General features: G+C 69.6%; 22 protein-coding genes. 10 read left to right on the top strand and 12 right to left on the bottom strand.

Annotated elements, in window-relative coordinates:
* Nucleotides 1–74 precede the first annotated feature (74 nt).
* Nucleotides 75–752 carry an IMPACT family protein gene (locus ACWIFB_RS01450; RefSeq protein WP_454057065.1) on the top strand — a complete coding sequence of 226 codons (678 nt, stop codon included), beginning with the start codon at nt 75–77 and terminating at the stop codon, nt 750–752.
* A gap of 4 nt (nt 753–756) precedes the next feature.
* Nucleotides 757–999, top strand: coding sequence for a LapA family protein (locus ACWIFB_RS01445; RefSeq protein WP_452101001.1), 243 nt, complete (start codon nt 757–759; stop codon nt 997–999).
* 22 nt (nt 1,000–1,021) lie between these two features.
* Here ACWIFB_RS01445 and ACWIFB_RS01440 read toward each other — a convergent pair whose 3' ends face one another.
* On the bottom strand, nt 1,022–1,723 hold the full coding sequence (locus ACWIFB_RS01440; protein ID WP_452101016.1) for a nitroreductase: 702 nt from the start codon (nt 1,721–1,723) through the stop codon (nt 1,022–1,024).
* 346 nt (nt 1,724–2,069) lie between these two features.
* Between ACWIFB_RS01440 and ACWIFB_RS01435 the strand changes: the two genes are divergently transcribed.
* A complete protein-coding gene (locus tag ACWIFB_RS01435; RefSeq protein ID WP_454057064.1) occupies nt 2,070–2,441 on the top strand; it encodes an RNA-binding S4 domain-containing protein in 372 nt (123 codons plus the stop codon).
* A 35-nt stretch (nt 2,442–2,476) separates the two neighbouring features.
* Here ACWIFB_RS01435 and ACWIFB_RS01430 read toward each other — a convergent pair whose 3' ends face one another.
* The 3 genes from ACWIFB_RS01430 to ACWIFB_RS01420 all read right to left on the bottom strand — a co-directional run bounded on the left by ACWIFB_RS01430 (nt 2,477) and on the right by ACWIFB_RS01420 (nt 9,334).
* Complete coding sequence (locus tag ACWIFB_RS01430; RefSeq protein WP_454057063.1) at nt 2,477–4,966, bottom strand: malto-oligosyltrehalose synthase; 2,490 nt, start codon at nt 4,964–4,966, stop codon at nt 2,477–2,479.
* A gap of 2 nt (nt 4,967–4,968) precedes the next feature.
* Nucleotides 4,969–7,113, bottom strand: a complete 2,145-nt coding sequence (gene glgX / locus ACWIFB_RS01425) for a glycogen debranching protein GlgX (protein WP_454057062.1) — start codon at nt 7,111–7,113, stop codon at nt 4,969–4,971.
* Between the two features lie 109 nt (nt 7,114–7,222).
* On the bottom strand, nt 7,223–9,334 hold the full coding sequence (locus tag ACWIFB_RS01420) for an acyltransferase family protein (RefSeq protein ID WP_454057061.1): 2,112 nt from the start codon (nt 9,332–9,334) through the stop codon (nt 7,223–7,225).
* A gap of 167 nt (nt 9,335–9,501) precedes the next feature.
* Between ACWIFB_RS01420 and ACWIFB_RS01415 the strand changes: the two genes are divergently transcribed.
* Nucleotides 9,502–10,113 (top strand): hypothetical protein, encoded by a 612-nt coding sequence (locus ACWIFB_RS01415; protein ID WP_454057060.1) that lies wholly within the window; start codon nt 9,502–9,504, stop codon nt 10,111–10,113.
* On the opposite strand, the gene ACWIFB_RS01410 is transcribed toward ACWIFB_RS01415, so the two are convergent.
* Nucleotides 10,064–10,771: an NUDIX hydrolase gene (locus tag ACWIFB_RS01410; RefSeq protein WP_452101007.1), complete on the bottom strand. Its 708-nt coding sequence runs from the start codon at nt 10,769–10,771 to the stop codon at nt 10,064–10,066. The two genes, ACWIFB_RS01415 and ACWIFB_RS01410, sit on opposite strands and share 50 nt — an antisense overlap.
* Nucleotides 10,772–10,924: 153 nt before the next feature.
* Between ACWIFB_RS01410 and nadA the strand changes: the two genes are divergently transcribed.
* The 3 genes from nadA (at nt 10,925) to ACWIFB_RS01395 (ending at nt 13,466) form a co-directional block, all read left to right on the top strand.
* Complete coding sequence (gene nadA, locus ACWIFB_RS01405) at nt 10,925–11,905, top strand: quinolinate synthase NadA (RefSeq protein ID WP_454057143.1); 981 nt, start codon at nt 10,925–10,927, stop codon at nt 11,903–11,905.
* An 80-nt stretch (nt 11,906–11,985) separates the two neighbouring features.
* A complete protein-coding gene (gene nadC / locus ACWIFB_RS01400; protein ID WP_454057142.1) occupies nt 11,986–12,831 on the top strand; it encodes a carboxylating nicotinate-nucleotide diphosphorylase in 846 nt (281 codons plus the stop codon).
* Between the two features lie 116 nt (nt 12,832–12,947).
* Nucleotides 12,948–13,466 carry a hypothetical protein gene (locus ACWIFB_RS01395; protein ID WP_452101008.1) on the top strand — a complete coding sequence of 173 codons (519 nt, stop codon included), beginning with the start codon at nt 12,948–12,950 and terminating at the stop codon, nt 13,464–13,466.
* A 52-nt stretch (nt 13,467–13,518) separates the two neighbouring features.
* Here ACWIFB_RS01395 and ACWIFB_RS01390 read toward each other — a convergent pair whose 3' ends face one another.
* The 4 genes from ACWIFB_RS01390 to ACWIFB_RS01375 are packed head-to-tail and all read right to left on the bottom strand — an operon-like array spanning nt 13,519 to nt 16,861.
* Entirely contained in the window at nt 13,519–14,067 is a 549-nt protein-coding gene (locus ACWIFB_RS01390) for a hypothetical protein (RefSeq protein ID WP_452101009.1), read from the bottom strand.
* Nucleotides 14,068–14,118: 51 nt separating this feature from the next.
* Complete coding sequence (locus ACWIFB_RS01385) at nt 14,119–15,105, bottom strand: cation transporter (RefSeq protein WP_454057059.1); 987 nt, start codon at nt 15,103–15,105, stop codon at nt 14,119–14,121.
* A complete protein-coding gene (locus ACWIFB_RS01380) occupies nt 15,102–15,683 on the bottom strand; it encodes a substrate-binding periplasmic protein (RefSeq protein ID WP_454057058.1) in 582 nt (193 codons plus the stop codon). The genes ACWIFB_RS01385 and ACWIFB_RS01380 overlap by 4 nt, the downstream gene beginning before the upstream one ends.
* A complete protein-coding gene (locus tag ACWIFB_RS01375; RefSeq protein WP_454057057.1) occupies nt 15,680–16,861 on the bottom strand; it encodes a zinc-dependent alcohol dehydrogenase in 1,182 nt (393 codons plus the stop codon). The genes ACWIFB_RS01380 and ACWIFB_RS01375 overlap by 4 nt, the downstream gene beginning before the upstream one ends.
* 187 nt (nt 16,862–17,048) lie before the next feature.
* Between ACWIFB_RS01375 and ACWIFB_RS01370 the strand changes: the two genes are divergently transcribed.
* Nucleotides 17,049–17,702: a serine/threonine protein kinase gene (locus ACWIFB_RS01370; RefSeq protein WP_454057056.1), complete on the top strand. Its 654-nt coding sequence runs from the start codon at nt 17,049–17,051 to the stop codon at nt 17,700–17,702.
* 27 nt (nt 17,703–17,729) lie between these two features.
* Here the strand turns inward: ACWIFB_RS01370 and ACWIFB_RS01365 are convergent, their stop codons facing one another.
* Entirely contained in the window at nt 17,730–18,869 is a 1,140-nt protein-coding gene (locus tag ACWIFB_RS01365; protein WP_454057055.1) for an alkaline phosphatase family protein, read from the bottom strand.
* 66 nt (nt 18,870–18,935) lie between these two features.
* The gene (locus tag ACWIFB_RS01360; RefSeq protein WP_454057054.1) at nt 18,936–20,900 is read right to left on the bottom strand and encodes a DUF222 domain-containing protein; all 1,965 of its coding nucleotides are present in this window, start codon (nt 20,898–20,900) and stop codon (nt 18,936–18,938) included.
* Nucleotides 20,901–21,117: 217 nt separating this feature from the next.
* On the opposite strand from ACWIFB_RS01360, the gene ACWIFB_RS01355 reads away from it, so the two are divergent.
* Nucleotides 21,118–21,699, top strand: a complete 582-nt coding sequence (locus tag ACWIFB_RS01355) for a hypothetical protein (protein WP_454057053.1) — start codon at nt 21,118–21,120, stop codon at nt 21,697–21,699.
* Between the two features lie 170 nt (nt 21,700–21,869).
* Nucleotides 21,870–22,364, top strand: a complete 495-nt coding sequence (locus ACWIFB_RS01350) for a hypothetical protein (protein ID WP_452100200.1) — start codon at nt 21,870–21,872, stop codon at nt 22,362–22,364.
* Between the two features lie 61 nt (nt 22,365–22,425).
* Here the strand turns inward: ACWIFB_RS01350 and ACWIFB_RS01345 are convergent, their stop codons facing one another.
* Complete coding sequence (locus tag ACWIFB_RS01345) at nt 22,426–22,812, bottom strand: MmcQ/YjbR family DNA-binding protein (RefSeq protein ID WP_452100199.1); 387 nt, start codon at nt 22,810–22,812, stop codon at nt 22,426–22,428.
* Between the last annotated feature and the right edge of the window lies 1 nt (nt 22,813).

The following is a 22,813-nucleotide window of genomic DNA, read 5'->3' as shown; positions in this document are numbered from 1 at the left end:
GGCAAGTGTCGCGCAGGATGTGCGGGGCCGCGGGCGGTCGGGCGGGGCTCCGTGCGGACCGTGATACTGGGGGCATGGACCAGACCGCGCCCCGCGCTCTCCGCCTCAACGCCGGATCGGACGTGACGGGGGAGTACGAGGAGAAACGCTCCAGGTTCGTGGCGGTACTGCGCAGGTGCGACGACGACGAGGCCGCCCGCGCCGTGATCGCCGAGCTCCGGGCCACGTATCCGACCGCCCGCCATCACTGCAGCGCCTACCTGGTGGACGTGGACGGCGCCGGCCGGATCGAGCGGTCCAACGACGACGGTGAGCCGTCCGGGACCGCGGGAACCCCCATGCTGGACGTACTGCGTGGCAGCGGGCTGACCGGTCTGTGCGCGGTGGTGGTGCGGTGGTTCGGCGGCACCAAGTTGGGCACCGGCGGGCTGGCCAGGGCGTATGCGGCGGCGGTGACGGACGCGGTGGACGAGGCGTGGCGGGCCGGACGCGTGGTGGAGGTCGTGCAGACGCCGGCCTGGGTCGCCGAGGTCGACCACGCCGTGGCCGGTGGACTCGAGTCGGCCCTCCGCGCGGCCGGGGCGCAGGTGCTGGATGTGGACTACGGGCGGCGGGTGCGGTTGAGCGTGGCCGGCGAGTTCGAGGTGCTCGGACCGATCCTCGCTGCCCGTACGTCCGGGGGCGTCGAGTGGGAGTCCGCAGGGGTCGCGACCACCGAGAACGCGGTATCGCGCCGGGATATGGAATCCTGAGTACATGAGCATGCAGCCCTACCAGCCGAACTCGATCGAGCTCCGGAAGCAGCAGGTCCGCAAGAATTCGCGGAACACCGCGATCGCGCTGGGCGTGACGGTTGTGTCTCTACCGCTCGCCTTCTGGGCAGCGAGCTCGTTCATCGTCCTGGCGATCCTCGCCGGGATCGCCACCGTCTACTACGGACTCAAGGTGCGCAAGGGCATCAAGGGGCCGGATTCTCCGCGCGGACAGATCGGGTACTGACGGCCCCGGTCACCGTCCCGGCTCAGTCGTGCCGACGCACCACATCCGCGAGCTCGGCACGCTCGGTACGGAACGCGTTCGCGGGGTGCTCGGTGTCGGCGTGGCCGAACGCGATTCCGCACACGATCAGCCGGTCCTCCGGAATGCCCAGGTGCTCGCGGACCCCGTCCGAGTACAACGCCAGCGCGGCCTGCGCGCAGGTCGCCACACCCAGCGATGACGCCGCCGCCAGGAACGTGGACACATACGCGCCGCAGTCCACCGCGCCGTAGGTGCCCAGCCCCGCGTCGGACGTGATGATGGCGACGTGCGGGGCGCCGAAGAACCGGTAGTTCTCGAGCATCTGACGCGCGCGGGCGTCGTGATCGGACCGCTCGATCCCCAGCGCCGAGTAGAGCCCGTACCCGCTGGCCCGGCGGCGGTCGCCGTACACGCCGTCATAGCGCTCGGGTGCCGGGAGATCGGATCGCATGTCGCTGGACACCACGTAGTCCGTGAGGGCCTTGCCGAACGCGGCCGTCGCATCACCTGACACCAGGTCGATCTGCCACGCCTGCGAGTTACACCACGACGCGGTGCGCTGCGCCATTCGCAGGATCCGCTCGATCGTCGCCTCGGGAACCGGCTCCGGGGTGAATGCTCGGCAACTGTGGCGATCCTCGAGGATCCGCTCGAGCACAGCAGCCGCATCCGAGCCAACGCCGTCGTCGGTCGTGCTGTCGATGGCGGGAGCTGTGACGGTCTCGAAATTGGTGGTGGCGTCGGACACGGGGCCTCCAGAGGGGAGTTCGCTACTTGTGACGTCAGTCTCCCACGAGTGAGAGCAAGAGCTGTCGCCGCCGTCTCGTGAACCTGCTCTCGTGCCGTCTGAAGGTTGCTACGAGTCCGCGGTTGGCCACGACATCAGCCGGCACCCATCGGGTTATTCGGCACCTATCGGATCCCATAGGTTTTCCGCAATCCGATGGGTCTCGCGGGTAGGGCGTTGGCTCGAGTAAACCCACGCGGGACGGGACGTGGGGGTGGCCCGGCGTGTGGGCCGGTGATGAGCAGACGGATACGCTCAGATCATGGGAGTTCGGGTGGACGCATGGACCTGGTCGGTGCGGTTGTTCCCGTCCCGCACCAAGGCGGCAGCCGCGTGCAGGGGCGGGCACGTCAAGGTCAACGGCGAGGCGGTGCAGCCCTCGAAGAGCGTGGTCCCCGGCGACCGGGTGCAGGTCACGGGCGCGCTGGGGCGGATCCGCATCCTCGAGGTGGTCGAGACCGTCAGCAAGCGGGTGGGGGCGCCGGTGGCCGCGACCTGCTTCATCGACCTTTCGCCCCCGCCGCCGCCCAGGGAGATCGTGGCGTCCCAGCCGAGGCGGGATCGGGGCGCCGGCCGGCCGACCAAGCGGGAGCGGCGCGAGACCGACCGGCTGCTGGGCCGCGAGCCGCGCTGAGCCGCTGCGGGGGCGCAGGCTCGGCGCCGTCGGTCCTACTGACGGACGATGACGACGACAGGGGCCGCAGCCAGCAGCTCACCCACGTCCACGCGGCCCGAGATCTCGGCACCATCGGGGCACACCACCCACGAACCCGCGGGCAACTCGGCGACCGTCCCGAGGAACTCGTCGGCTGCCTTCGCTGCCGTGCGTAGTCGGGCGATGAGTCCGACCGCGGGCCGGCTCCCGTCGGCGGCGGGCCCGAGAGACCGCCGGAACGCCACGACGTCGGCGGCGGCCGGGCCGTGCACCGGTATCGGCAGGTACGCGCCACCGGCCATCGCCTCCGGATGCTCGCGCCGCAGCCTCAGGAGTTCGCGCACCAGCAGGAATTTGGGATGCCCGGCCCGCGCGACCGCCCCCGACCGCAGCGGTCCGAAGTCCACGAACCGGCGGTTGTCGGGGTCGACGAGCGAGTCCTCCCAGACCTCCGTGCCCTGGTAGACGTCCGGCACGCCGGGCGACAGCAGTTGCACGGCCTTGGCCACGAGCGAATTGTCCCGACCGGCAGGCGCGATGCGCTCGACGAACGCGCTCACCGCCCCGGCCCCGGAGTCGATCAGCGCGTCAATCCACCGGTGCATCCGCGACTCGAACCCGGCATCCTGGTCGGTCCACGTCGTATGGACGGCGGCCTCGCGCATCGCCTTGTCGGCGTACGCGTGCAGTCGCGAGCGAAGCTGCTCGGACGGGCCGCCCGGCTCCGGCCACACGCCCACGATCACCTGTAACAGGAAATACGCGGCGTCTTCGGCGGGCGGTGGGAACTCGTCGAACACCGCCGCGACGAATCCGGCCCACTCGTCGGGGACCTGGGACAGTACGGAGATCCTGGCGCGGACATCCTCACCGCGTTTGGTGTCGTGGGTGGACAGTGCCGTCATGGCCCCCGGGGTGGAGGCAGCCCGCTCGGCCATCGTCAGATGGAACGCCTCGACCGACAGGCCCATCCGCCCCGGCGACCCGCCCACCTCGTTGAGCGAGACGAGCCGACCGAGCTGATAGAACAGCCGGTCCTCTTCGGCTTTCGCGGTGGCGGCCCCGGTGACCTGCGCGAGCCTGACCGACGCCTCGCCCCCACGGGCGAGGGCGCGGGCCACGAGTGCGAGCACGCCTTCCAGCTCGGGTCGCTGACCTCGCAGTACATCCACGAGGAGCGGGAGCGTGCCATGCAGGACGGGATAGTCTGCCCGGTAGAACGGCGTCAGCGCGATCACGGCGAGCAGTGCCTCCCGCAGGTGGGCGTCGGCGCCGGTGGTGGCCTCGTCGTCGGGACCATGGCCGTCGGTACCGGCACCGTCGCCACCACCGCCGCCACCACCACTGTTGCCACCACCACCGTCGCGGCGCACCGCCCGCACCAACCGCGCCAACTCGGGCGCCAGGTCCTCGCGCACGATCCGGCGCTTGATCTCCGCGGACTGCGCGTGCACCTGCGCCTCGTCGCCGGACTCGCCGCAGAACTGCGCGGCCAGCTCGGACAGCCGCGCCTCGCCGCGGGCGTCGACCAGCAGCTGGTCGATGAGGCGCAATGCGTCGTACCCGGTGGTTCCGTCGACGGGCATCGCCGGATCCAGCAACTCGGGCGGCGTCGTGGCGTCGCCGGGCGCGAGGATCTTCTCCAGCAACAGCCAGCGCTCGTCGCCGACCAGCTCGCGGAGCCGCCGTGTGTAGTCCACGGGATCGGCCAGCCCGTCGGGGTGATCGACGCGGATTCCGTCGACCAGATCCTCCTCGCACCACCGGCGCACCTCGGCGTGCGTGGCGTCGAAGACGGCCGGGTCCTCCTGCCGCAGCCCTGCCAGGCCGGTGACGGTGAAGAACCGCCGGTAGCCCAGCAGCGGCTCGCGCCAGTGCACCAGCCGGTAGTGCTGCCGGTCGTGGACCTCCCGCGCCGAGCCACCGTCGGTGCCGGGGGCTGGCCCGTCCGTGCCGGGCGCGATCGGGAACCGGTGCTCGTAGAAGTGGAGCTCCGCCTCACCGCTGGGAGTGTCGGTGGGGGCGACGACGACGAGGTCCGCCACATCGTCCGGCGATCCCAGCACCGGGATGGCGATCCGACCGTCGGCGCCGTTGGCGGGGGACGTGTCGAAGTCGAAGAACGGGTAATACGGTGACTCCGGGCCCCTGCGCAGGGCATCCCACCACCAGGGGTTGGCGGCCGGCTCGTCCACACCCAGGTGGTTGGGCACGATGTCCACCACCAGGCCCAGTCCGTGCTCCCGGCAGGCGGCCCGTAACTCGCGTAGTCCGTCGATCCCGCCGAGCTCGGTCGAGACCGTGGTCGGATCCACCACGTCGTAGCCGTGGGTCGAGCCGGGCGTGGCCTCGAGGATCGGCGACAGGTACACCGCACCCACCCCGAGGTCGGCGAGGTAGGGGAGCAGATCGCGGGCGTCGGCGAGGGTGAAGCCACGGCCGTCGGGGTCGGAGGAAGGGGTGCGGAGCTGGAGCCGGTAGGTGCTGGAGGGGAGCCGGCGCACGGTCAGCTCAGCTTCCGCAGGACCACTGTCGAGCGGCCGTCGACCGAGAGGGAACCGTCGGCCGGCAGAGCGGGGGTCTCGTCGCCCGTGTGGCTCGCGGTGTCCAGGACGACCTGCCACTCGTGCGCGTACTCGCTGCCCAGGAGGGCGAACTCGATCGGCTCGTGGTGGGCGTTGAACAGAAGCAGGAACGAGTCGTCGATGATCCGCTGGCCACGCGCGTCCGGCTCGTGGATGCCCTCGCCGTTGAGGAACACGCCCAGGGACTTGCCGAAGCCGGAGTCCCAGTCCTTGCTGGTCATCTCGGAGCCGTCCGGGGCGAACCAGGCGATGTCCTGCGGGTCCTCCTCGCCGCGCAACGGTGTCCCGAAGAAGCGGCGGCGGCGGAACACCGGGTGGTCCTTGCGCAGCCGGATGAGTGCGCGGGTGAACTCGAGGAGGTCGGTCTGTTCCTCGTCGAGCTCCCAGTTCATCCAGGCGAGCTCGTTGTCCTGGCAGTACACGTTGTTGTTGCCGTCCTGGGTGCGGGCGATCTCGTCACCGTGCGCGATCATCGGCGTGCCCTGGGACAGGATGAGCGTGGTGAGCAGATTGCGGCGCTGCCGGTGGCGCAGCGCGAGCACGTCGGGGTCGTCCGTGGGGCCTTCGACGCCGCAGTTCCAGGAACGGTTGTGGCTCTCGCCGTCGTTGCCGTCCTCGCCGTTGGCGTCGTTGTGCTTCTCGTTGTAGCTGACCAGGTCGTTGAGGGTGAACCCGTCGTGCGCGGTGACGAAGTTGATCGACGCGGTGGGACGGCGGCCGGTGTGCTCGTACAGGTCGGAGGATCCGGTCAGTCGCGAGGCGAATTCGCCCACGGTGGCGGGCTCACCGCGCCAGAAGTCGCGAACCGTGTCACGGAACTGCCCGTTCCACTCGGTCCACAGCGGAGGGAAGTTGCCGACCTGGTAGCCGCCCTCGCCGACGTCCCACGGCTCGGCGATGAGTTTGACCTGACTGACCACCGGGTCCTGCTGCACCAGGTCGAAGAACGACGACAGCCGGTCCACGTCGTGCAGACCGCGCGCCAGGGTGGAGGCCAGGTCGAAGCGGAAGCCGTCGACGTGCATCTCGAGGATCCAGTAGCGCAGCGAGTCCATGATCAGCTGCAGGGAGTGCGGGTGCCGCACATTGAGCGTGTTCCCGGTTCCGGTGTAGTCCATGTAGTGCTGCTCGTCGCCCTCGACCAGCCGGTAGTAAGCCTGGTTGTCGATGCCCCGGAAGCCGATCGTCGGCCCCAGATGGTTGCCCTCGGCCGTGTGGTTGTAGACCACGTCGAGGATCACCTCGATGTCCGCGTCGTGGAAGGTCTTGACCGTGGCCTTGAACTCGGCCACGGCGTCGCCCGGCTTCTCGGCGAACGCGTACTCGTTGTGCGGGGCCAGGAAGCCGAAGCTGTTGTAGCCCCAGTAGTTCCGCAGCCCCAGGTCGATCAGGCGCTGGTCCTGCATGAACTGGTGGACGGGCATCAGTTCGATGGCGGTGACGCCAAGGTCCTTGAGGTGCTCGATGATCGCCGGGTGGCACAGTCCGGCGTAGGTGCCCCGCATCTCGGCCGGAACATCCGGGTGCGTGGCGGTCATGCCCTTGACGTGGGCCTCGTAGATGACGGTGTTGTGGTATTCGTGCCCCGGCGCGCGGTCGTTGCCCCAGTCGAAGAACGGGTTGATCACCACGGTGGTCATGGTGTGCCCGAGCGAGTCGTCGGTGTTGCGCTCCGCGGGATCGTCGAGGTCGTAGCTGTGGAGGCTGGGGTCGCCGTCGAACGCACCGCTGAACGCCTTGCCGTACGGGTCGAGCAGGAGCTTGGACGGGTCGCACCGCAGCCCCTGCTCGGGCTCGTAGGGTCCGTGCACGCGGTAGCCGTAGCGCTGGCCGGGGGTCACGCCGAGCAGGTAGCAGTGCCAGATGTGGCCGTCGACCTCGGTGAGTTCGATGCGCGACTCGACGCCGTCGCGGTCGATGAGGCAGAGCTCGACCGCCTCGGCGACCTCGGAGAACAGCGCGAAGTTGGTGCCGGTCCCGTCGTAGGTCGCGCCGAGTGGATACGCGGTGCCCGGCCAGGAGCGGACGAGTTCGGGAGCGGACGGCTGGGGGTCGGCGTTGGTCACGAAGTCCAAGAGTAGTGCTTACGCCGCGCGCAGGACCGCCTGTGAATCGAGCCGCTGGTCAGCGTGCTCGACACCGGGGGTCCAACAACGGAAACGGGCTACGCCGGGGTCACCACCAGCCGGTCGCGGGTCCCAGTTGCCGGGCCAGCTCGCCCGAGGCGGACCGGACCCACGACCCCGACAGGTGATGCGAGTCGTGGTAGACGATCACGTTGCCCACCACGACAGGGCAGCTCTCGGGGTCGCACAACCCGTCGGTCAGGTCGATCAGCCGCACATTGTCGAGTCCGGCGGCGGCGAGCGAGGCGGGGTTGATGGGCGAGATGGACCTCTCGCGCGGCATCCCGCACTCCTCGGGGGTGCCGCCGTCGCCCAGGCAGTCGCTGGCGCGGATCGGTCCGCGGCCGTTGTTGAGCCACGGGGTGTCGCGGATGGCGATCACGTTGATGCCCTGCTCGCCGAGCGCACGCCACAAGTCGACGTACTGCCGCGGGGCGACGTCGGGCCCCATGACGCCCACCGGCCGGGTCGCCGTGGTGAACACGAAGTCCGGCTGCAGTCCGGCCACGGCGCCCAGAGCCTTGGGGGTCCATTCGGCGCAGCTCTCGTACAGCAGTTCGTCGTTGTCGGAAACCGTGGCGTCGAGGGTGAGGGGGCAGCCCATCTTGAGGACGGTGACCACCCGGAACCCGTAGTGGCGCCCGACCTCGTCGAGTCCGCTGATCCAGTGCTCGGCGTGGGATCCGCCGGTCAGCGCGATGGTGCGGGTGGCGGCCTCGTCGCCGTAGACGCACAGGATCACGTCACTGGACTCGAAGGTCGAGATGCAGCCGTCCATGGTGCTGGGCGGCAGGTCGTGGCCGACCTGGAGGAGGGAGGGCAGGTACGGGGCGTCCGCCGGGGCGCCGACACCGTCGAAGAAGGCGCGGGCGCCCGGGTGGACAGGGTCGGTGAGGGAGTCGACGTAGGGGACCGACGACCGGGAGGAGGCGGTGGCGCTCCACCATCCGACCGTGGCGAGGGAGGCGACGGCGGCGACGACGACGAGCGCGGTCGCACCGACGAACTGGCGCTTCTGGCGGCCCGTTCGCGCGGGTGCGCCCCTGAGCATGTCGCGCGCGAGGGCGGCGGGGGTCTTCTGCCCCTTCGCCCGGCTGGCCATCCGTAGCGGTCGCTCGATGTACTTCTCGGTGATCAGGGCCAGCACGAGCGAGATCACGATGATCGCCGTGCCGGAGACGAACGTGGTCTCGTTCTCCCTGTCGTAGGACAGCCACAGGATGAGCAGTGGCCAGTGCCACAGGTACAGCGAGTAGGAGATGTCGCCCAGTCGGCGGAACACCTTTCCGGACAGCAGCCAGGTGATGGGGTCCCTGGCGGGGATCGCACGCTGGCCCGCGGGCAGGTTGCCGCCGAGCACGATGAGCAGTGCGCCACCGATGGGATACCAGGCGAGCGGGCCGGGGAAGTATGCGGCGCCGTCGAAGAAGAACCCGGTGCTCACCACGAGGAACAGGCCGGAGACCGTGGCTATCAGACGCAGCGGCCACGGCAGGACGACGCCGGCGAGCACGATGGCCACCAGACCGCCGATGAGCAGCTCCCACATGCGGGACGCGGTGTCGTAGTAGTTCCAGGCCTGGTTCGCGTCCTGCCCGATCGCCGACCACCACACCGAGGCGATGGTGCCGGCGGCGACCACGGCGACCAGGAACCGTTTGGGGGTGCCGCGGCGCACAAGGAGTCGCCAGAGTGCGGTGCCGCCGAGGATCACGGTGAGCGCGATCAGATAGAACTGTCCCTGGACGGACATCGACCACAGATGCTGCAGCGGGGAGATGGTCGCATCGGCCGCGGCATAGTCCGCGGCGGTGTACGCCAGTTCCCAGTTCTGGTAGTAGAGCAGCGACGCGACGGTCTGGTCGAAGATCGCCGCCCACTGCGTGGGCGGCTTGATGAGCATGGTGCCCAGGACCGTGGCGGCGATGGTCACCGCAAGCGCCGGGTAGAGCCGCCGCACGAGGCGCTGGAGGTGGGGCAGGGGGTTCAGCGGCGTGCGCGTGCTACCCGCGCCGCGGAGCAGGGACCCGAGGAAGAAGAACCCGGACAGGGCGAGGAAGACGTCGACGCCGCCGGAGACCCGGCCCATCCAGATGTGGAACACCACCACCAGGGCGATCGCCAGTCCCCGCAGGCCGTCGATGTCGTGCCGGTATGCCATCGTCTTCCGCGACCGACCAGTGGTCGCGGGAGTAGAGCTGGTGGCCACTGGCGGGTACTTCCTGACGTCTCGTCCGGTTGAAAGGTGGGCGGAGCCGGGTCCGATTAGACCACAGCCACCCCGGATCTCCCGTTTCGGTGCGCCCGGGCGTTGGTACAGTCCCGCTCATGACCAGCACGTCGTCGTCCACAGGTGACCGCCGCAATGGCCGGGGGTTGCCGCGCGCGGTGGGGACCCTCGTCGGGCTTCTCGCGCCGTTCGTCGTCGCGGTGCTGGTGTGGATTGTCACCGCGCCGCGCTCGGAGCTCTTGTCCGTGGGGCAGGGGCGGGGCGTCCGGTTCCCCGACGCCGGCGTTGACGGCGGAAGCCAGCTCCTGATGCTGGTGGTCCTGCTCGGCTTCGCGTCCGTGTGCGCCGCGCTCGTCCTCTGGCACCGGCATCCGGGACTGCGACGCCCGCTGGGCGTGCCCGCGCTCGCGCTCCTGCCCGGGCTGGCGTGTGCCCTCGCCGCCATGGACGCCACGCGGATCGCTGACCTCGTGGCCTCGCCGCCGCAGGACGCCCCGGCCGGTGAGGTGGTCTCGCAGGCGCCGGCCGTCGGGGCCCTGTTCTCCGACCGGATGATCTACGGCACCTCGGGGCCATCGTGGGACTGGTTCCCGCCGGGCGCGGGCTGGCTGGTGTGGGGCACGATGATCGCGCTGTTCGCGGTCGCGGCCCTGGCCCACTTCAGCCGTCTGCCGGACCCGGTGGCCGGAGAGTCGCGAACTGATCGGTGATCCGTAGCCGTCGCTCGGCGAAGCGGTAGAGCGCCGCCGGTCGACCACCTGACGGGCCCGGGGGAGCGCTGCGCCCGCACCGCACGAGCTCGCCGCGCCGGGTGAGGATCCGCTGCAGGTTGGTCGGGTCCACCGGGTGCCCGAGCGCGGCACCGTAGAGCTGCGCGAGCAGGGAGAGCGTGAACTCCTCGGGGGCGAGGGCGAAGCCCAGCGTGGAGTAGGAGAGCTTGGCCGCCAGTCGGAGCCGGGCGCGGGCGATGATCTCCGCGTGGTCGAACGCGGTCTCCGGCAGGTCGTCGACCCGGAACCACGCGGTGTCGTCCGGGATGTCGGGGTCGGCGTCGCTCGGCAGCACGCCGAGGAAGCCGGACGCGAACACGCGACGACCCGGCACACGCCCCGGATCGGAGAAGTCGGACACAGATTCCAGGTGGCTGAGCTCCCGGACATCGACCTTCTCGTCGAGTTGACGCGTGGCGGAGGTGGGGAGGTCCTCGTCGTCACGAACCTCACCGCCGGGCAGCGCCCAGCGTCCGGCGGCGGGGCCCAGGGAGTGCTGCCAGAGCAGTACGTGAAGCGACGGCGCGGCGGCACCCGGGGTCGGCCGTACCTGGCCCACGACGACGAGCACCTCGTGACCGGTGTTACACTCATGCACGTTTTCGATTGTAAGACGAAAACGCGGCCGGTGGGGTATCGGCCCGAACTTTCTACCCGAGAGGGGGCAGGGATGAGCACTGCCACTGGAACCGACACCGCCGTGGGGCGGCTCGATTCGCCGCTGGCCGGGAAGATCCGCCACGACGGATCGATGTACACCGGCGTCGAGCCCGACGAGATGTGGGCCTCGGAGATCCGCAGACTCGCCGCCGAGCGCGACGCCGTGATCCTTGCGCACAACTACGAGATCCCGGCCATCCAGGACATCGCCCACCACGTGGGGGACTCGCTGGCCCTGTCGCGCGTCGCGGCGAGCGCCGAGCAGTCGACCATCATCTTCTGCGGCGTGCACTTCATGGCGGAGACCGCCAAGATCCTCTCGCCCGAGAAGACGGTCCTCATCCCCGACGAGGCCGCCGGATGTTCGCTCGCCGACTCCATCACCGCCGAGCAGTTGGCCGAGTGGAAGTCCGAGCACCCGGACGCCGTCGTGGTCTCCTACGTCAACACGACCGCCGCGGTGAAGGCACTCACCGACATCTGCTGCACCAGTTCCAACGCGGTCGACGTGGTGGAGTCGATCGATCCCGACCGGGAGATCCTCTTCCTGCCCGACCAGTTCCTCGGGGCCCACGTGCGGCGCAAGACTGGCCGCGACAACGTCCTGGTGTGGGCGGGCGAGTGCCACGTCCACGCCGCGATCAACGGCGACCAGCTCACCGCGAAGTCGGAGTCCCATCCGGGCGCCGAGCTGTTCGTCCATCCGGAGTGCGGCTGCGCGACCAGCGCGTTGCACCTGGCCACCGAGGGTGCGGTGCCCGCGGAGCAGGTCAAGATCCTGTCGACCGGCGGGATGGTCGACGCGGCCCGCGCCTCCGGCGCGCGTGAGGTCCTGGTGGCCACGGAGGTCGGCATGATCCACCAGCTGCGCAAGGCGGCGCCGGAGATCGACTTCCTGCCGGTCAACGAGGACGCGAGCTGCCCCTACATGAAGATGATCACCCCGGCCGCGCTGCTGCGTGCCCTGGTCGAGGGTGCCGACGAGGTCGACGTTGACCCCGTCACCGCCGAGGCCGCGCGCGGGTCGGTCGAGCGCATGATCGCGATCGGCAATCCGGGGACGGGAGAGTGAACGACGACGACAGCGCCCCTACCCACGGCGCCCCGACCTTCTATACCGACACCTTCGATACCGACACCCGCGCGGACGCGTTGATCGCGATCCGTCGTGCGCTCGAGGAGGACCTGCGCTACGGCCCGGACGCGACCTCGCTCGCGACCGTGCCGGCGGACGACCGGGCGACCGCGCGACTGGCCTCGCGATCAAACGGGGTGGTGGCCGGTCTACCGCTGGTCGAGATGGTCCTCGCGGAGGTGCTGGGAGGCGACGATTCCGGAGCCGGCTCCGACGACTTCGCCGTGACCCTGCTCGCTGCCGACGGCGACCGCGTCGAGGCCGGCGAGGTGGTGGCCGAGATCGCCGCGCCGACCCTGGGACTGCTGACCGCCGAGCGCACGCTGCTCAACCTGGTGTGTCACCTGTCCGGTGTCGCGACGGCGACGCGGGTGTGGGCCGACGAGCTCGCCGGCACCGACTGCGCCGTTCGTGACACCCGCAAGACGATGCCCGGCCTGCGGCTGCTGCAGAAGTACGCGGTGCGTTGCGGCGGTGGTGTCAATCACCGGCTGGGGCTCGGGGACGCGGTCCTGGTCAAGGACAACCACGTGGTGGCCGCCGGCGGTGTGCTGCCCGCGCTGGCCGCGGTCCGTGAGAGGTTCCCGCAGTTGCCGTGCGAGGTGGAGGTCGACTCGCTGGAGCAACTGGACCAGATGCTGGACGAGAAGGTCGACCTGGTCCTGCTCGACAATTTCCCGGTCTGGCAGACCCAGATCGCGGTGCAGCGACGCGACAAGGTCTCGCCCGGCACGCGCCTGGAGTCCAGTGGGGGACTGACGATCGATGTGGCCGCCGATTACGCGCGCTGTGGTGTCGACTTCCTTGCCGTGGGCGGTCTGACGCACTCGGTCGGCGTCCTGGATCTCGGCCTGGATATGTGAACACCGTGTGTCGTCGACCCGGCGCGGGCGCCGACCGGGCAGCGGTGTGAGGTCGGCCCCCATCCGGGTGCTTCGATGAGGCGACAACGGGTGTCGGCCGCGTAAAGTCGTCCGCCATGACGGGCTTCTGGGATTCGGGCGATGTATCGGCGGCGGAGCGGCGGCAGCGTCGTATGGAAGAGGCTCGCCGCCGGGTCGAGTCGGGGGAGAACTCCCCGCCGCCCCCGCCCGCAGCGCCCGCCGCGGCCACCAGGAGCCGCACTACCCGTGCCCCCAGAGCCGCGACCGTCGACCCGGTGTCGGTGGCCGATGCGCAGTACGCGGTGTGGCGCAGCGTCCAGCATTTCTGCCTGAGCGATTCGCTGCCGGACGCCAGCGGTAAGAACCTCGATCTGCTGATCGCGTGGTCGGATTCGATCCAGCCCTTCCGTCTGCGTCCGCGGATCGTCGCCCGGCTCGACGGCGACGGCGCCTGGCTGCCGGTCTGTTACGCCAAGGACGGCTCCCGCGACCCCATCACGCAGGCGCAGGCCGAGCGTTACCGGGACGCGCGTGTCGAGGGCGCGGGGCTGTCCGGTGGGGCACAGAAGCCGCTCAAGGAGACCGACCACCCGGAGTCCACGGTCACCCTCTGATCAGCGCGTCTGAACAGCGGGTCAGAGCAGCGGGTCAGAGCAGCGCGCCGGGTCAGCGCGCCGCGAGCGCGAAACGCCGACCCTCGGGCAGTGGGCCGACGCTCACGAGGACCTCGTCGGTGCCGGCCTGCCGTGCTGCCGAGTCGGTGGTCTCCTTCTGGGTGGTGACGGTCGGGGTGATGGCGGGCGGGGTGCCCGTCTGGTCGTCGTGGTCCACGCCGGGTCGGCCGCCCGCTCGCGTGCCCTCGCCGACCAGGGCGGTGTCCTCGTCCAGCGGTGCGACGGGGACGATCGTCCCGGCCTCGACGAGGGCGATGACCGCAGTGCGCGCGGCGCGGGCGTAGCGCAGGTTCCGAAGTGCGGGGGAGTCGGTGTCGGGCGCGTCCGGGTTCACATCGGCCACCCGCAGCGGCTCGCCCGACGGTGCCTCATAGGCCTCGCACACCGACTCGACCAACTCGTCCAGACCGAGGCTGTCCCATTCGCCGAGCTTGTCCACGATGATCATCCGCGCGCGCTCGAGCACGTCCGGCTCGGGAACCGTGGCGGCGTCGACGGCGTCGGTGATCTCGTCCTCATTGGTGATTCGCCGAGTAGTCATGCCCCGAGGGTGCCAGGCATGGCGCCGCATCGCAGCCGGTGGGCGCCGGGCTCAGGACGGCCGATGCGTGTCGTGGACCTCGTCGACCACCGTCACCACGACGTCCTTGAGCTTCCAACTCAGGTCCGTCAACCGGCGCCGCACGGCCGTCAGCATCTCGACCGTGACCTGCTGCCCGTCGGCGGGGACGAGGAACGCCTCGACGTGAAAGACGTGGCCCTCGTCGCGCACGCGGGCACCGTGGTCGTCGGCCCAGGCGACGCCGTCCAGAACCTCGTCGATCTCGTGGACCAGCGGGTGGGGGTCGGTGCCGTCGAAGCGGGTGGGGCGCGCATCGGCCAGGCCCTGGATCGCGCCGCTCACGTTGGCCCAGCCGTCCCGCAGGATCGATACGCTCACCACCAGCGCGGCCACGGCGTCAGCCCACCACAGGCCCATGCCGATGCCCAGCACGCCGACGATCGTGGCGATCCCCGTCTTCCAGTCGGCGCGGTTCATGTCGGCGTCGGCGTAGAGCACCTTGTCGTGCAGCGTCTCCGCCGGCTCGGCCTTCATCCGGCCCAGGATGACGGGTCCGATGCAGGACAGCGCCATGACAGCCACCATCAGCCAGCCGACCCAGATCACCTGTCCGCCGATCTCCACGACGCCCAGCGGCGGCCGCTCGCCGGCCAGGAGCACGGAGCCCGAATCCACGACGAGGAACAGTCCCATCGCCAGCAGTGCGACCCCGGCGACCAGGTGTCCGATCCCCACCGCCCGGTGATATCCGTACGGGAAGTGGGTACTCGGTGCCCGGTGGGCCACACGGGCGGCGATGAGGAACGCGATCGGCGGGAGCAGCGAGAGCGAATCCTCGATCCACGCGACCTTCATCGCCTGCGACTGGCCCGACACGAGGTAGACGGCCGCGACCGTCACGAGCAGGACCGCGATGGTGGTCCACTCCAGCCGCACCGCCCGCCGTTGAGCCGCCTTGTGCTCTGATGACTGATCGTCGTCGAGTGTGCCCGCGGCGGGCCCGGACTCCGGGCTCATGACGCCTCCCCGGTGCGTGCGAGGTAGGTTTCCAGCGCCACGAGCAGGGCGTTCTCGCCGAGCGGGGTGGCCATCACCATCTCCTCTGTATCCCCGTCGGGGGTGACTTCCTGGGCATATGCTCTTGTCAGCGCGACTTCCTTCTCCCACGGCGAGTCAGCGGTCAGCCCGCCCACGACGATGTCCAGGTCTCCGCGGGCCATCGCCATGATCAGCTCGCTCTCGGCGCCGGGGGTCCATTCCACCGTCGCGTCGTATTCGTGCGCGAACCCGGTGAGCAGGTCGACCTCGCGGCCGGTCACGGAGTCGTCGTCGCCCACCTCGGTCCAGGGCGGGTTCTCCGAGACCCCGACGCGCAGCGTGCCGCCGGTGATCCGGTCGAGGCTGCCGTCGGTGTCCTTGGGAAACGGGCTGCCGCAGCCGGCGAGGAAGGCGGTGAGGACCGCCAGAAGGGCGACGACGGCGACGGCGACGGCGGTGACGCCCCGACCGGTCCCCGAGCCCGCCCACGCCGCACCGGATACTGATCGCCGGGACGCCGCGGGCGTCAGACCGTGTGGGGCAGGGGAGTGGTTCACGGCTCGAGAACCACCTTGACGGCGCCGTCCTCCTTCTTCTGGAACATCTCGTACGCGCCCGGCGCCTCGGCCAGCGGGAGTCGGTGCGTGGCGAAGTCGTCGACGCCCAGCGGGTCGGCGTCGGTGAGGAGCGGCATGATCTCCGGAACCCAGTGCTTGACGTTCGCCTGGCCCATCTTCAGCGTGACCTGCTTGTCGAAGAGCGTGAGCATCGGCAACGGGTCGGCGCTGCCGCCGTAGACCCCCGAGAGCGAAATGGTGCCACCGCGGCCGACGATGTCGATCGCCGAATAGAAGGCGCCGAGCCGGTCGACGCCGGCGTGCTCCATCATCTTCTTGCCGAGGAACTTCGGGAGGAGCCCGACCGCCGTGTGAGCCGCGGATGCTGCAGGCGAACCGTGTGCCTCCATCCCCACCGCGTCGATCACGGAGTCAGGCCCGCGGCCGTCGGTGATGTCCCGGATCGCGTCTCCGACCTCGCCCGGCACCGCGGTCGGGTCGAGGACCTCCACCCCGCGGTGGGCCTGCCGGGCACGACGCTCGGCCACCGGATCCACACCGATCACCCGGTGTCCGCGATGCTGCGCGATCCGGGCCGCCATGTCGCCGATCGGGCCGAGCCCCAGTACGACTACCGTGCCGCCGTCCGGGATCAGGGCGTACTCCACGGCCTGCCAGGCCGTCGGCAGGACATCGGAGAGGTAGAGATACCTGTCGTCAGCGTGCTCGTGCGGGACCTTGATGTGCGTGTACTGGGCCTGCGGGACGCGCAGGTACTCGGCCTGCCCGCCGGCCACGCTGCCGTACAGTTCGGAATAGCCGAACAGCGCGGCTCCCATGCCCTGGTCGCGGACCTGGGTGGTCTCGCACTGGGTCTGCAGGCCCTTGCCGCACATGTGGCAGTGGCCGCACGAGATCTGGAAGGGCATCACCACACGGTCCCCGGGTTTCAGGTCGGTGACCTCGGCCCCGACCTCCTCGACGATTCCCATCGGCTCGTGGCCGAGGATGTCGCCCTCGTTCATGAACGGACCCAGTACCTCGTACAGGTGCAGGTCCGAACCACAGATATTGGTGCTGGTGACCTTCACTATCGCGTCGGTGGGCTGCTCGATCCGCGGATCCGGGACGTCCTCTACCCGGACGTCTCGCTTGCCGTGCCAGGTGACTGCCTTCATCGCGGGCTCCTCTCGGGTGTTGCGATGCGCGTTCACGCATGTCACAGACCGTAGTGAGACGGGGGGTCGGCCGCATCCGGTCCAGGTGCGGATCGGATCGACGAGGGATTGCCCGGGGCGGATGAGATTCGTATCATGTTGTTCAGGTTCGGGCGGATCGCCGCCGGCCAAGTAGATGGTGGTGACGATGAGCAGCTCACCCGGCAACTTCGGTTGGAACGATCCCGGCGCCTCCGGCCCGGGTCCCCTGAGCCCGCCCCAGTCGCGCAACGGTGTCACGTGGGCGCTCGGTGCGCTGGTAGTGGTGTTGGTGGTGGCGCTGGCGGGCGTGGTGGGATATCTGCTGGCGGCTCCGGACGATGAGCCCCCGGCAGCGGTACCCGCGGAGTTCTCGAGCCAGCAACCTGCTCCCGAGCGCGTCACCGTGACGGCGGCGCCAGCTCCTTCCGCGTCGCCGCCGGAGGTGGCCACCACTGTCACCCCTGTCGGAGATCGGGGAAACACAACTGCAGGGGACCTGGGGCTGCCCATCCCCATGACGCGGCCTGCATGCGACGGGCGCGGGATCGTCGTGCTGTACTCGGCGGTGACCCCGGGCGACTACGCGCAGGAGATCGCGTCGGCGCTGGAGCAATACCCCGGCGCGTCCTATCTACGCACGGACATGGCGTGCCCGTCGCTGCGCCAGCGTGACGAGAACGGGAACGTCATCTATGCGGTATATCGGCCCTCGGGCTATTCGAAGCAGGAACTCTGCTCGGACGTTCGTTCCGCCGGGTCGACGGCATACGGCCGGTGGTTGGACACGACGAGCGATCCGTCGGTCCTGGTGACCTGCTAGTCCGATGGTGGCCGCGCCCCCGGGCGTTCAGCGCACGCTGAGGGGGATGTGCTGCTCGGCAGCTGTGTTGGCGCCGTGGTGGCCGATCAGTGAGGATTCCAGCTTCTCGTTCCGCGATCGGGTGAGGACGACACCGCCGGTCGCTATCGCGATCACGTCGCCCAGCCGGTCGGCATGGTCACGCCCGGGGCCGAAGAGGCTCTCGTCAAGTGCCTGTTCCCGGCTGAGGACACGTGCGTGGCCCGCGAGCTCCGACTCCCAGGTGGAGAGCACACTCTGTTCGGCGCCCGGGCGCGCATATGCGTGACGAACGCGAGCTTCCCCGGCCACGGTGGTGACATCGGCGAGCAGGGCGGGGGTCGTGTCGATGTCAATGGATGTCTCTGCCGTGACCATCCCGTGGTCCGCCGTGACGACCAATCGGCAGCCGCGCGGGAGGTCCGTGGCCAGATCGGCGATGAACGCGTCGACCTCGCGGAGCGACTGCAGCCACTCCGGTGAGCCGGGCCCGTGAATGTGGCCGATCATGTCGAGATCCCCGAAATAGGCGTAGACGAACCGTCTCGTCCGGGAGGGGCGGGCGACGGTTTCGACCACCGCGCGGCTGATCTCGTCGAGGGCGTTGGCTGGCCGGTAGTCGCCGCTTGCTCGGAACGCCGCGCGGGTGAGCCCCGAGTCGCGGAAATCGTCGCGCATGACGTAGGTGACGTCGACGCCGTCGGCGGCCAGCAGCTCGAGAAGACTGGGCAGTTTCTGGACGTCCCGGGGCGGGAAGCGGTCGATCGCCGTGGGCCCTCCGGCGGAGTCGAGCGTCCATCTCAGCGGGTTGAACGATGTCGACCCCTCGGAGTCCGATATCCGGAAGCTGTAGCCCACGATGCCGTGCTTCGAGCAGGGCGCGCCGACCGCGAGGCTCGTCAGGCTTGTCGCCGTAGTGCTGGGGAACCCGGCCGAGATCATCCGGGTGGCCATCGCAGCGAGCGTGGGCGCCTGCTCGGCGTACCGGCGTATGAGTTCCGCGCCCAGCCCGTCTACGAGCACGAGCACCGCGTCCTGAGCCGGCTCCAGCGCCAGGGGGTTGGGGCTCTCGGTTCCCAACGTGGCCGCGAGGGAGGGCATGACGTCGGCCAGGGAGTTGTTCGCGGGGCTGGACGGAATCGTGGTCATGCGCTCACCTTCCCCTATCTCTGGAGCGCGCGAAGCGAGATGTCGCACCGCGGGTGCCAGCCGGCGTCAGAAGGGTGGTGGGTCGGTGAGGTTGTCGATGATGGTTTTGAGTTGGTTTTCCAGGGCGCTGTTGCCGGGTGGGTGGTAGCGGTGGTGGTTTCGGTTCCACCAGCGGCTGTGGCGGTGTGCTGGTAGGTCGATGATGGTCCGGGGTTCGATAGTCACGGTGATGGGCTGGAATGTGGCTCCGGCTTTGGCGAGTGCTGTGGCGCGGGCGGTGTTGCGGGCCTGGTAGCTGGCTTGGGTGGCGGCGTCCTGGCGCGCTGCTTGGCGGTTGGTGGCGTTGTGGCTGCGTTGTGTGTCGCGGTGGGTGTGTTTGCGGGCGTCGCGTCGGGCCCAGGAGGTTTTGGTGGCACGCCCGGTCGGGCTGGCGCCGCCGGTGGCGGCCGCGCGTCCGGGGTCGGGGTTGCGGCGTTGTTGCTTCTCCCACGCGGCGGTTTCGACCCGGGCCTGCTCGCGCCGATAGTCGGCCAGGGGCCCGTCGGGGTGGGTGACCATGGTGTGGCCTTGGTCGGTGGTGATGATCAGGGTGCCGTCGGGGTCGAGTTGGTAGTGCCAGTCGTTGAAGGTTTTGAACCGGTGATGCCGGCGGCACAGGCAGGCCATGTTCGATTCGACTGTCTGTCCACCTTGGGTGGGGTCGGCGTGGTTGAACGGCACGACATGGTCCAGATCACAGGCTTCGGCCGGGACGGTGCATCCGGGGTGGCGGCAGGTGCCATCCCGGAGGCGGATCTGCTTGGCCAGGGCTGCGGAGGGCCGGTACCGCAGCGCAGCGTCTCGGTCGTCCGCGGCGCCGAGGGTGGGATCGATTCGGTGCAGGCTGGCGCCGTCGCTGCAGGCGAGCATGTCCAGCAGGGACTGCAGGGCGGCTTCGCCGGTGCGGGCGAACTCCACCCGGGTGTGGTCTGCCCAGCGGCTGGCATTCGCGCCGGTGGGGGCGATGACGGTGATCTTGGGCCGCAGCATCACCCCACCGGAAGCCGGTCCGTCCGGTGTGCCCGAGCCCGACGTGTCCGGCGTGCCGGAGCCGCGCGAGGTGCCGGGCGCTGCGGGGTTGGTGGTGTCGGCGGGTGTGGTGGTGTCGCCGCAGATCAGGGACATCAGGGCATCGGCGCGGCGTTGGGCCAGGCTGTAGGGCGCATCTGCAGCCCCGGGGCTGGTGTCGGTGTCGGTGTCGGCGCCGGTGTCGGGTCCGCTAGCGGTGGAGGGGCCGGTGGCGGGCTCGCTGGCAGTGGCTGCGGTGTCTTCTTCGGTGGCGCGGTCGGCGGCGACTTTCTGTTCGAGTGCTTCGGCCAGGACGGCGGCCTCGTCGGCGTGCAGGAGGGCGTGGAGGGTGGACATGCCGTCGCGGCCGGGGCTGATGCTGGCGCCGCGGTCGCGGCCGGCGTCTTTTTTGCGGGCCCGGACCGCGTTCGGATCGCGTGTGGAGATGATCTCGTCGGCCCGGTTGCGGATGGCTTTCATGCCGGGTCGTCTGCCGGCTTCGATGGCGGCCAGGTAGTCATCGACCACGTCCTGTTGGATCTGGTGCAGCAGTGCGGGGTCGACGAATTCCATCTGCCCGGCCAGGGCTTTGGCTGTGGCCTCATCTAGTCGTCCCTGGGTCATCGCGGTGAGGATCGCCGGGTAGCGAAGGTGCAGGTCGGCGGCGAAGGAGATCATCGTCCCGGCTTTGTAGGTGGAGATCGCCAGCACCCGCACCAGGTGGGTGATCGCGACATCGGCGGCATCGAGGATCGAGTATCCGGGCCGGGGATCGTCGGGGTCGGTACCGCAGCCCGGGTAGTCCAGGCATTCGGTCATCAACTGGTGCGCTGCCGACAGTCGGTGCGCCGCCGCACGGTTCTCGGCCTCCCACCCCGCACGCGCAGCATCGGCGGCAACCGAGATCGCCGCCGCAGCGGCAGATGCGGCCGGACCGGTGGGCGAAGTCGGCGGGCCCGCCTTGTCGTCGTCATCCCTCTCCATCAGCCCCCACCTCCATCCCATCCCGCTTCGCACCTACGTCGAATGTGTGTTCTAGTCTACGCCCCTCGCTCGTGCTGTGCAATGGTTATTTGGAGTCCGTGTGGGGGCTGAGTTCGGCTGTATGGGTAACGGTCAGCTGGTGCTGAGGTATATGTGGTGGGCCTAATATTTTGCGAGCCGGGGCGGACGTCCCGAATTCCCACAACGGAGGCAGTCCATGTCCCAGTCCATGTCCAAGACCACCGCTTATGTCGGCGCACTCGCCGCCGCGCTGCTCGTCGCCTCGGCGGGAACCGCGGGTGCACAGAGCTCCGAGTTGATCGGGTCGGCGACCGGATCGGTGTCCGGGTCCGATTCCGGGTTGGAATCGGGGTCGCTGGGATCACTGATGGGCTCGTCCGACATGGACGGTGACTACCTGGGCTCGGTCGGTGAGATGGCTCCGGCGTCGGTGACCGGCTCGCTTCCCGGCTACGCGACCGGCGTCCTCGGTTCCACGGCCACTCTCACGTGCAACGTCGGATCCGCCGCGACCGCTGCCGCCGGGCTGGCCGGCGTGCCGCTGCCGATCCCGATCAGTGGTATCTGCTCGGTCGTCAACCCGTTGGCGAAGTCGGGAGATGCCCTCATGGGTGGCGACACCCAGGGATCGGTCGACGCGGTGATCGGGGGCGTCCCGGTCGTCGGCACCTCGGTCACGAAGCACGTGGACACCTCCTCGGTGACCGAGCAGGTAGAGGAGATCGTGGGTGACCGTCTCGGGTCCCTCGCGGAGACCTCGCTGTCACCGCAGAACTGACTCAACGAAAGTCGTATCGGCAGCCGCCGGGCCCGTTTGGCCCGGCGGCCGTCCGGCTATCTCAAAACAGTAAAACACTGTTCATTGTGACGGGGTCTGATTAGGGTTGGTCCAGGTCAGGTGCGGTCCACACCTTGGGTCGCACAGAATGTTCCACCTGGAGGTCGACCATGTTCAGATCCACCGCGGTTGTAGGAGCCATAGCAGCGGGCCTACTCGCGCTGTCCAGCGCGCCAGCACACGCCCAGCTCTCTTCGGATGTCCCAGACGACTACCTGGGCTCGATGGGTGAGGTTCTCCCGGGATCGGTGACCGGATCGCTGCCGGGCTACGCCACCGGGCCGGTCGGCTCCGTCGCCACCGCGGTCTGCAACGCCGGTAGCGTCGCCGGCCTCGCGGGAGTCGGCGTGCCGGGAAGCGTCCAGCCCGTCTGTATGGTCGGGCCGGCGATCGGCGAGTCGATCGACCACTTCATGAACGGTGACCACCAGGGGTCCGTGGAGACCATGATCAGCGGAGTGCCGTACGTCGGCAGCCTCCTGGCGGAGGTGGTGCCCACCGATTCGGCGGTCGACGCCGTGGGGACCGCGGCGAACCAGGGGTCCGGCGGCACGACGGGGCAGCTCTCGTTCGACTCGATCTCCTCCCAGCTGCCCGGTAGCTAGGGGCGCCGCGGGGCGGGCTCGGTCAGAAAACGTGACGCGATCGGGTGTTCCCGAGTCGCGTCTAGCGCTGGCCCCGGCCGAAGGCGTGCGGCTCAACCGGCTGCTTCGCCCGGGGTAGAGCCGCCACGACCAGTCGGTAGGACTCGGTCACGAGTTCGGACACCTCGTCGGCTGTCAGGGACCCGCCCGGACGCAGCGAGATCCAATGCCGCTTGTTCATGTGATAACCGGGCGTGATGTCGGCGTGGGCCTCGCGCAGCGCCATGCTGTCCGACGGTAGCGCCTTGAGGGTGACGATCGGTTCACCGCGGTGGTCAACCAGGAACAGGAAGATCTTCCCGGCGACCTTGTACACCTCGTATTCGGACCCGAACGGGAACTCCAACGTGGAGGCGGGTAGCTCGCGTGCCCGCTCCGCCGCCCGACGCTGGAGTTCCTGTCCGTTCATG

The organism is Dietzia sp. NPDC055340 (genome assembly GCF_053645335.1).
Note: the sequence above shows the minus strand (reverse complement) of the source record. Positions and strands in the feature narration are given on the sequence as shown.

Coding starts and splice junctions, on each gene's coding strand:
- ACWIFB_RS01415 (WP_454057060.1), top strand. CDS start 9,502: ATGACCAGCACGTCGTCGTCCACAGGTGACCGCCGCAATGGCCGGGGG.
- ACWIFB_RS01445 (WP_452101001.1), top strand. CDS start 757: ATGAGCATGCAGCCCTACCAGCCGAACTCGATCGAGCTCCGGAAGCAG.
- nadA (WP_454057143.1), top strand. CDS start 10,925: ATGTACACCGGCGTCGAGCCCGACGAGATGTGGGCCTCGGAGATCCGC.
- ACWIFB_RS01420 (WP_454057061.1), bottom strand. CDS start 9,334: ATGGCATACCGGCACGACATCGACGGCCTGCGGGGACTGGCGATCGCC.
- ACWIFB_RS01435 (WP_454057064.1), top strand. CDS start 2,070: ATGGGAGTTCGGGTGGACGCATGGACCTGGTCGGTGCGGTTGTTCCCG.
- ACWIFB_RS01345 (WP_452100199.1), bottom strand. CDS start 22,812: ATGAACGGACAGGAACTCCAGCGTCGGGCGGCGGAGCGGGCACGCGAG.
- ACWIFB_RS01350 (WP_452100200.1), top strand. CDS start 21,870: ATGTTCAGATCCACCGCGGTTGTAGGAGCCATAGCAGCGGGCCTACTC.
- ACWIFB_RS01365 (WP_454057055.1), bottom strand. CDS start 18,869: ATGACCACGATTCCGTCCAGCCCCGCGAACAACTCCCTGGCCGACGTC.
- ACWIFB_RS01450 (WP_454057065.1), top strand. CDS start 75: ATGGACCAGACCGCGCCCCGCGCTCTCCGCCTCAACGCCGGATCGGAC.
- ACWIFB_RS01360 (WP_454057054.1), bottom strand. CDS start 20,900: ATGGAGAGGGATGACGACGACAAGGCGGGCCCGCCGACTTCGCCCACC.
- ACWIFB_RS01385 (WP_454057059.1), bottom strand. CDS start 15,105: ATGAGCCCGGAGTCCGGGCCCGCCGCGGGCACACTCGACGACGATCAG.
- ACWIFB_RS01390 (WP_452101009.1), bottom strand. CDS start 14,067: ATGACTACTCGGCGAATCACCAATGAGGACGAGATCACCGACGCCGTC.
- ACWIFB_RS01355 (WP_454057053.1), top strand. CDS start 21,118: ATGTCCCAGTCCATGTCCAAGACCACCGCTTATGTCGGCGCACTCGCC.
- ACWIFB_RS01395 (WP_452101008.1), top strand. CDS start 12,948: ATGACGGGCTTCTGGGATTCGGGCGATGTATCGGCGGCGGAGCGGCGG.
- ACWIFB_RS01370 (WP_454057056.1), top strand. CDS start 17,049: ATGAGCAGCTCACCCGGCAACTTCGGTTGGAACGATCCCGGCGCCTCC.
- ACWIFB_RS01375 (WP_454057057.1), bottom strand. CDS start 16,861: ATGAAGGCAGTCACCTGGCACGGCAAGCGAGACGTCCGGGTAGAGGAC.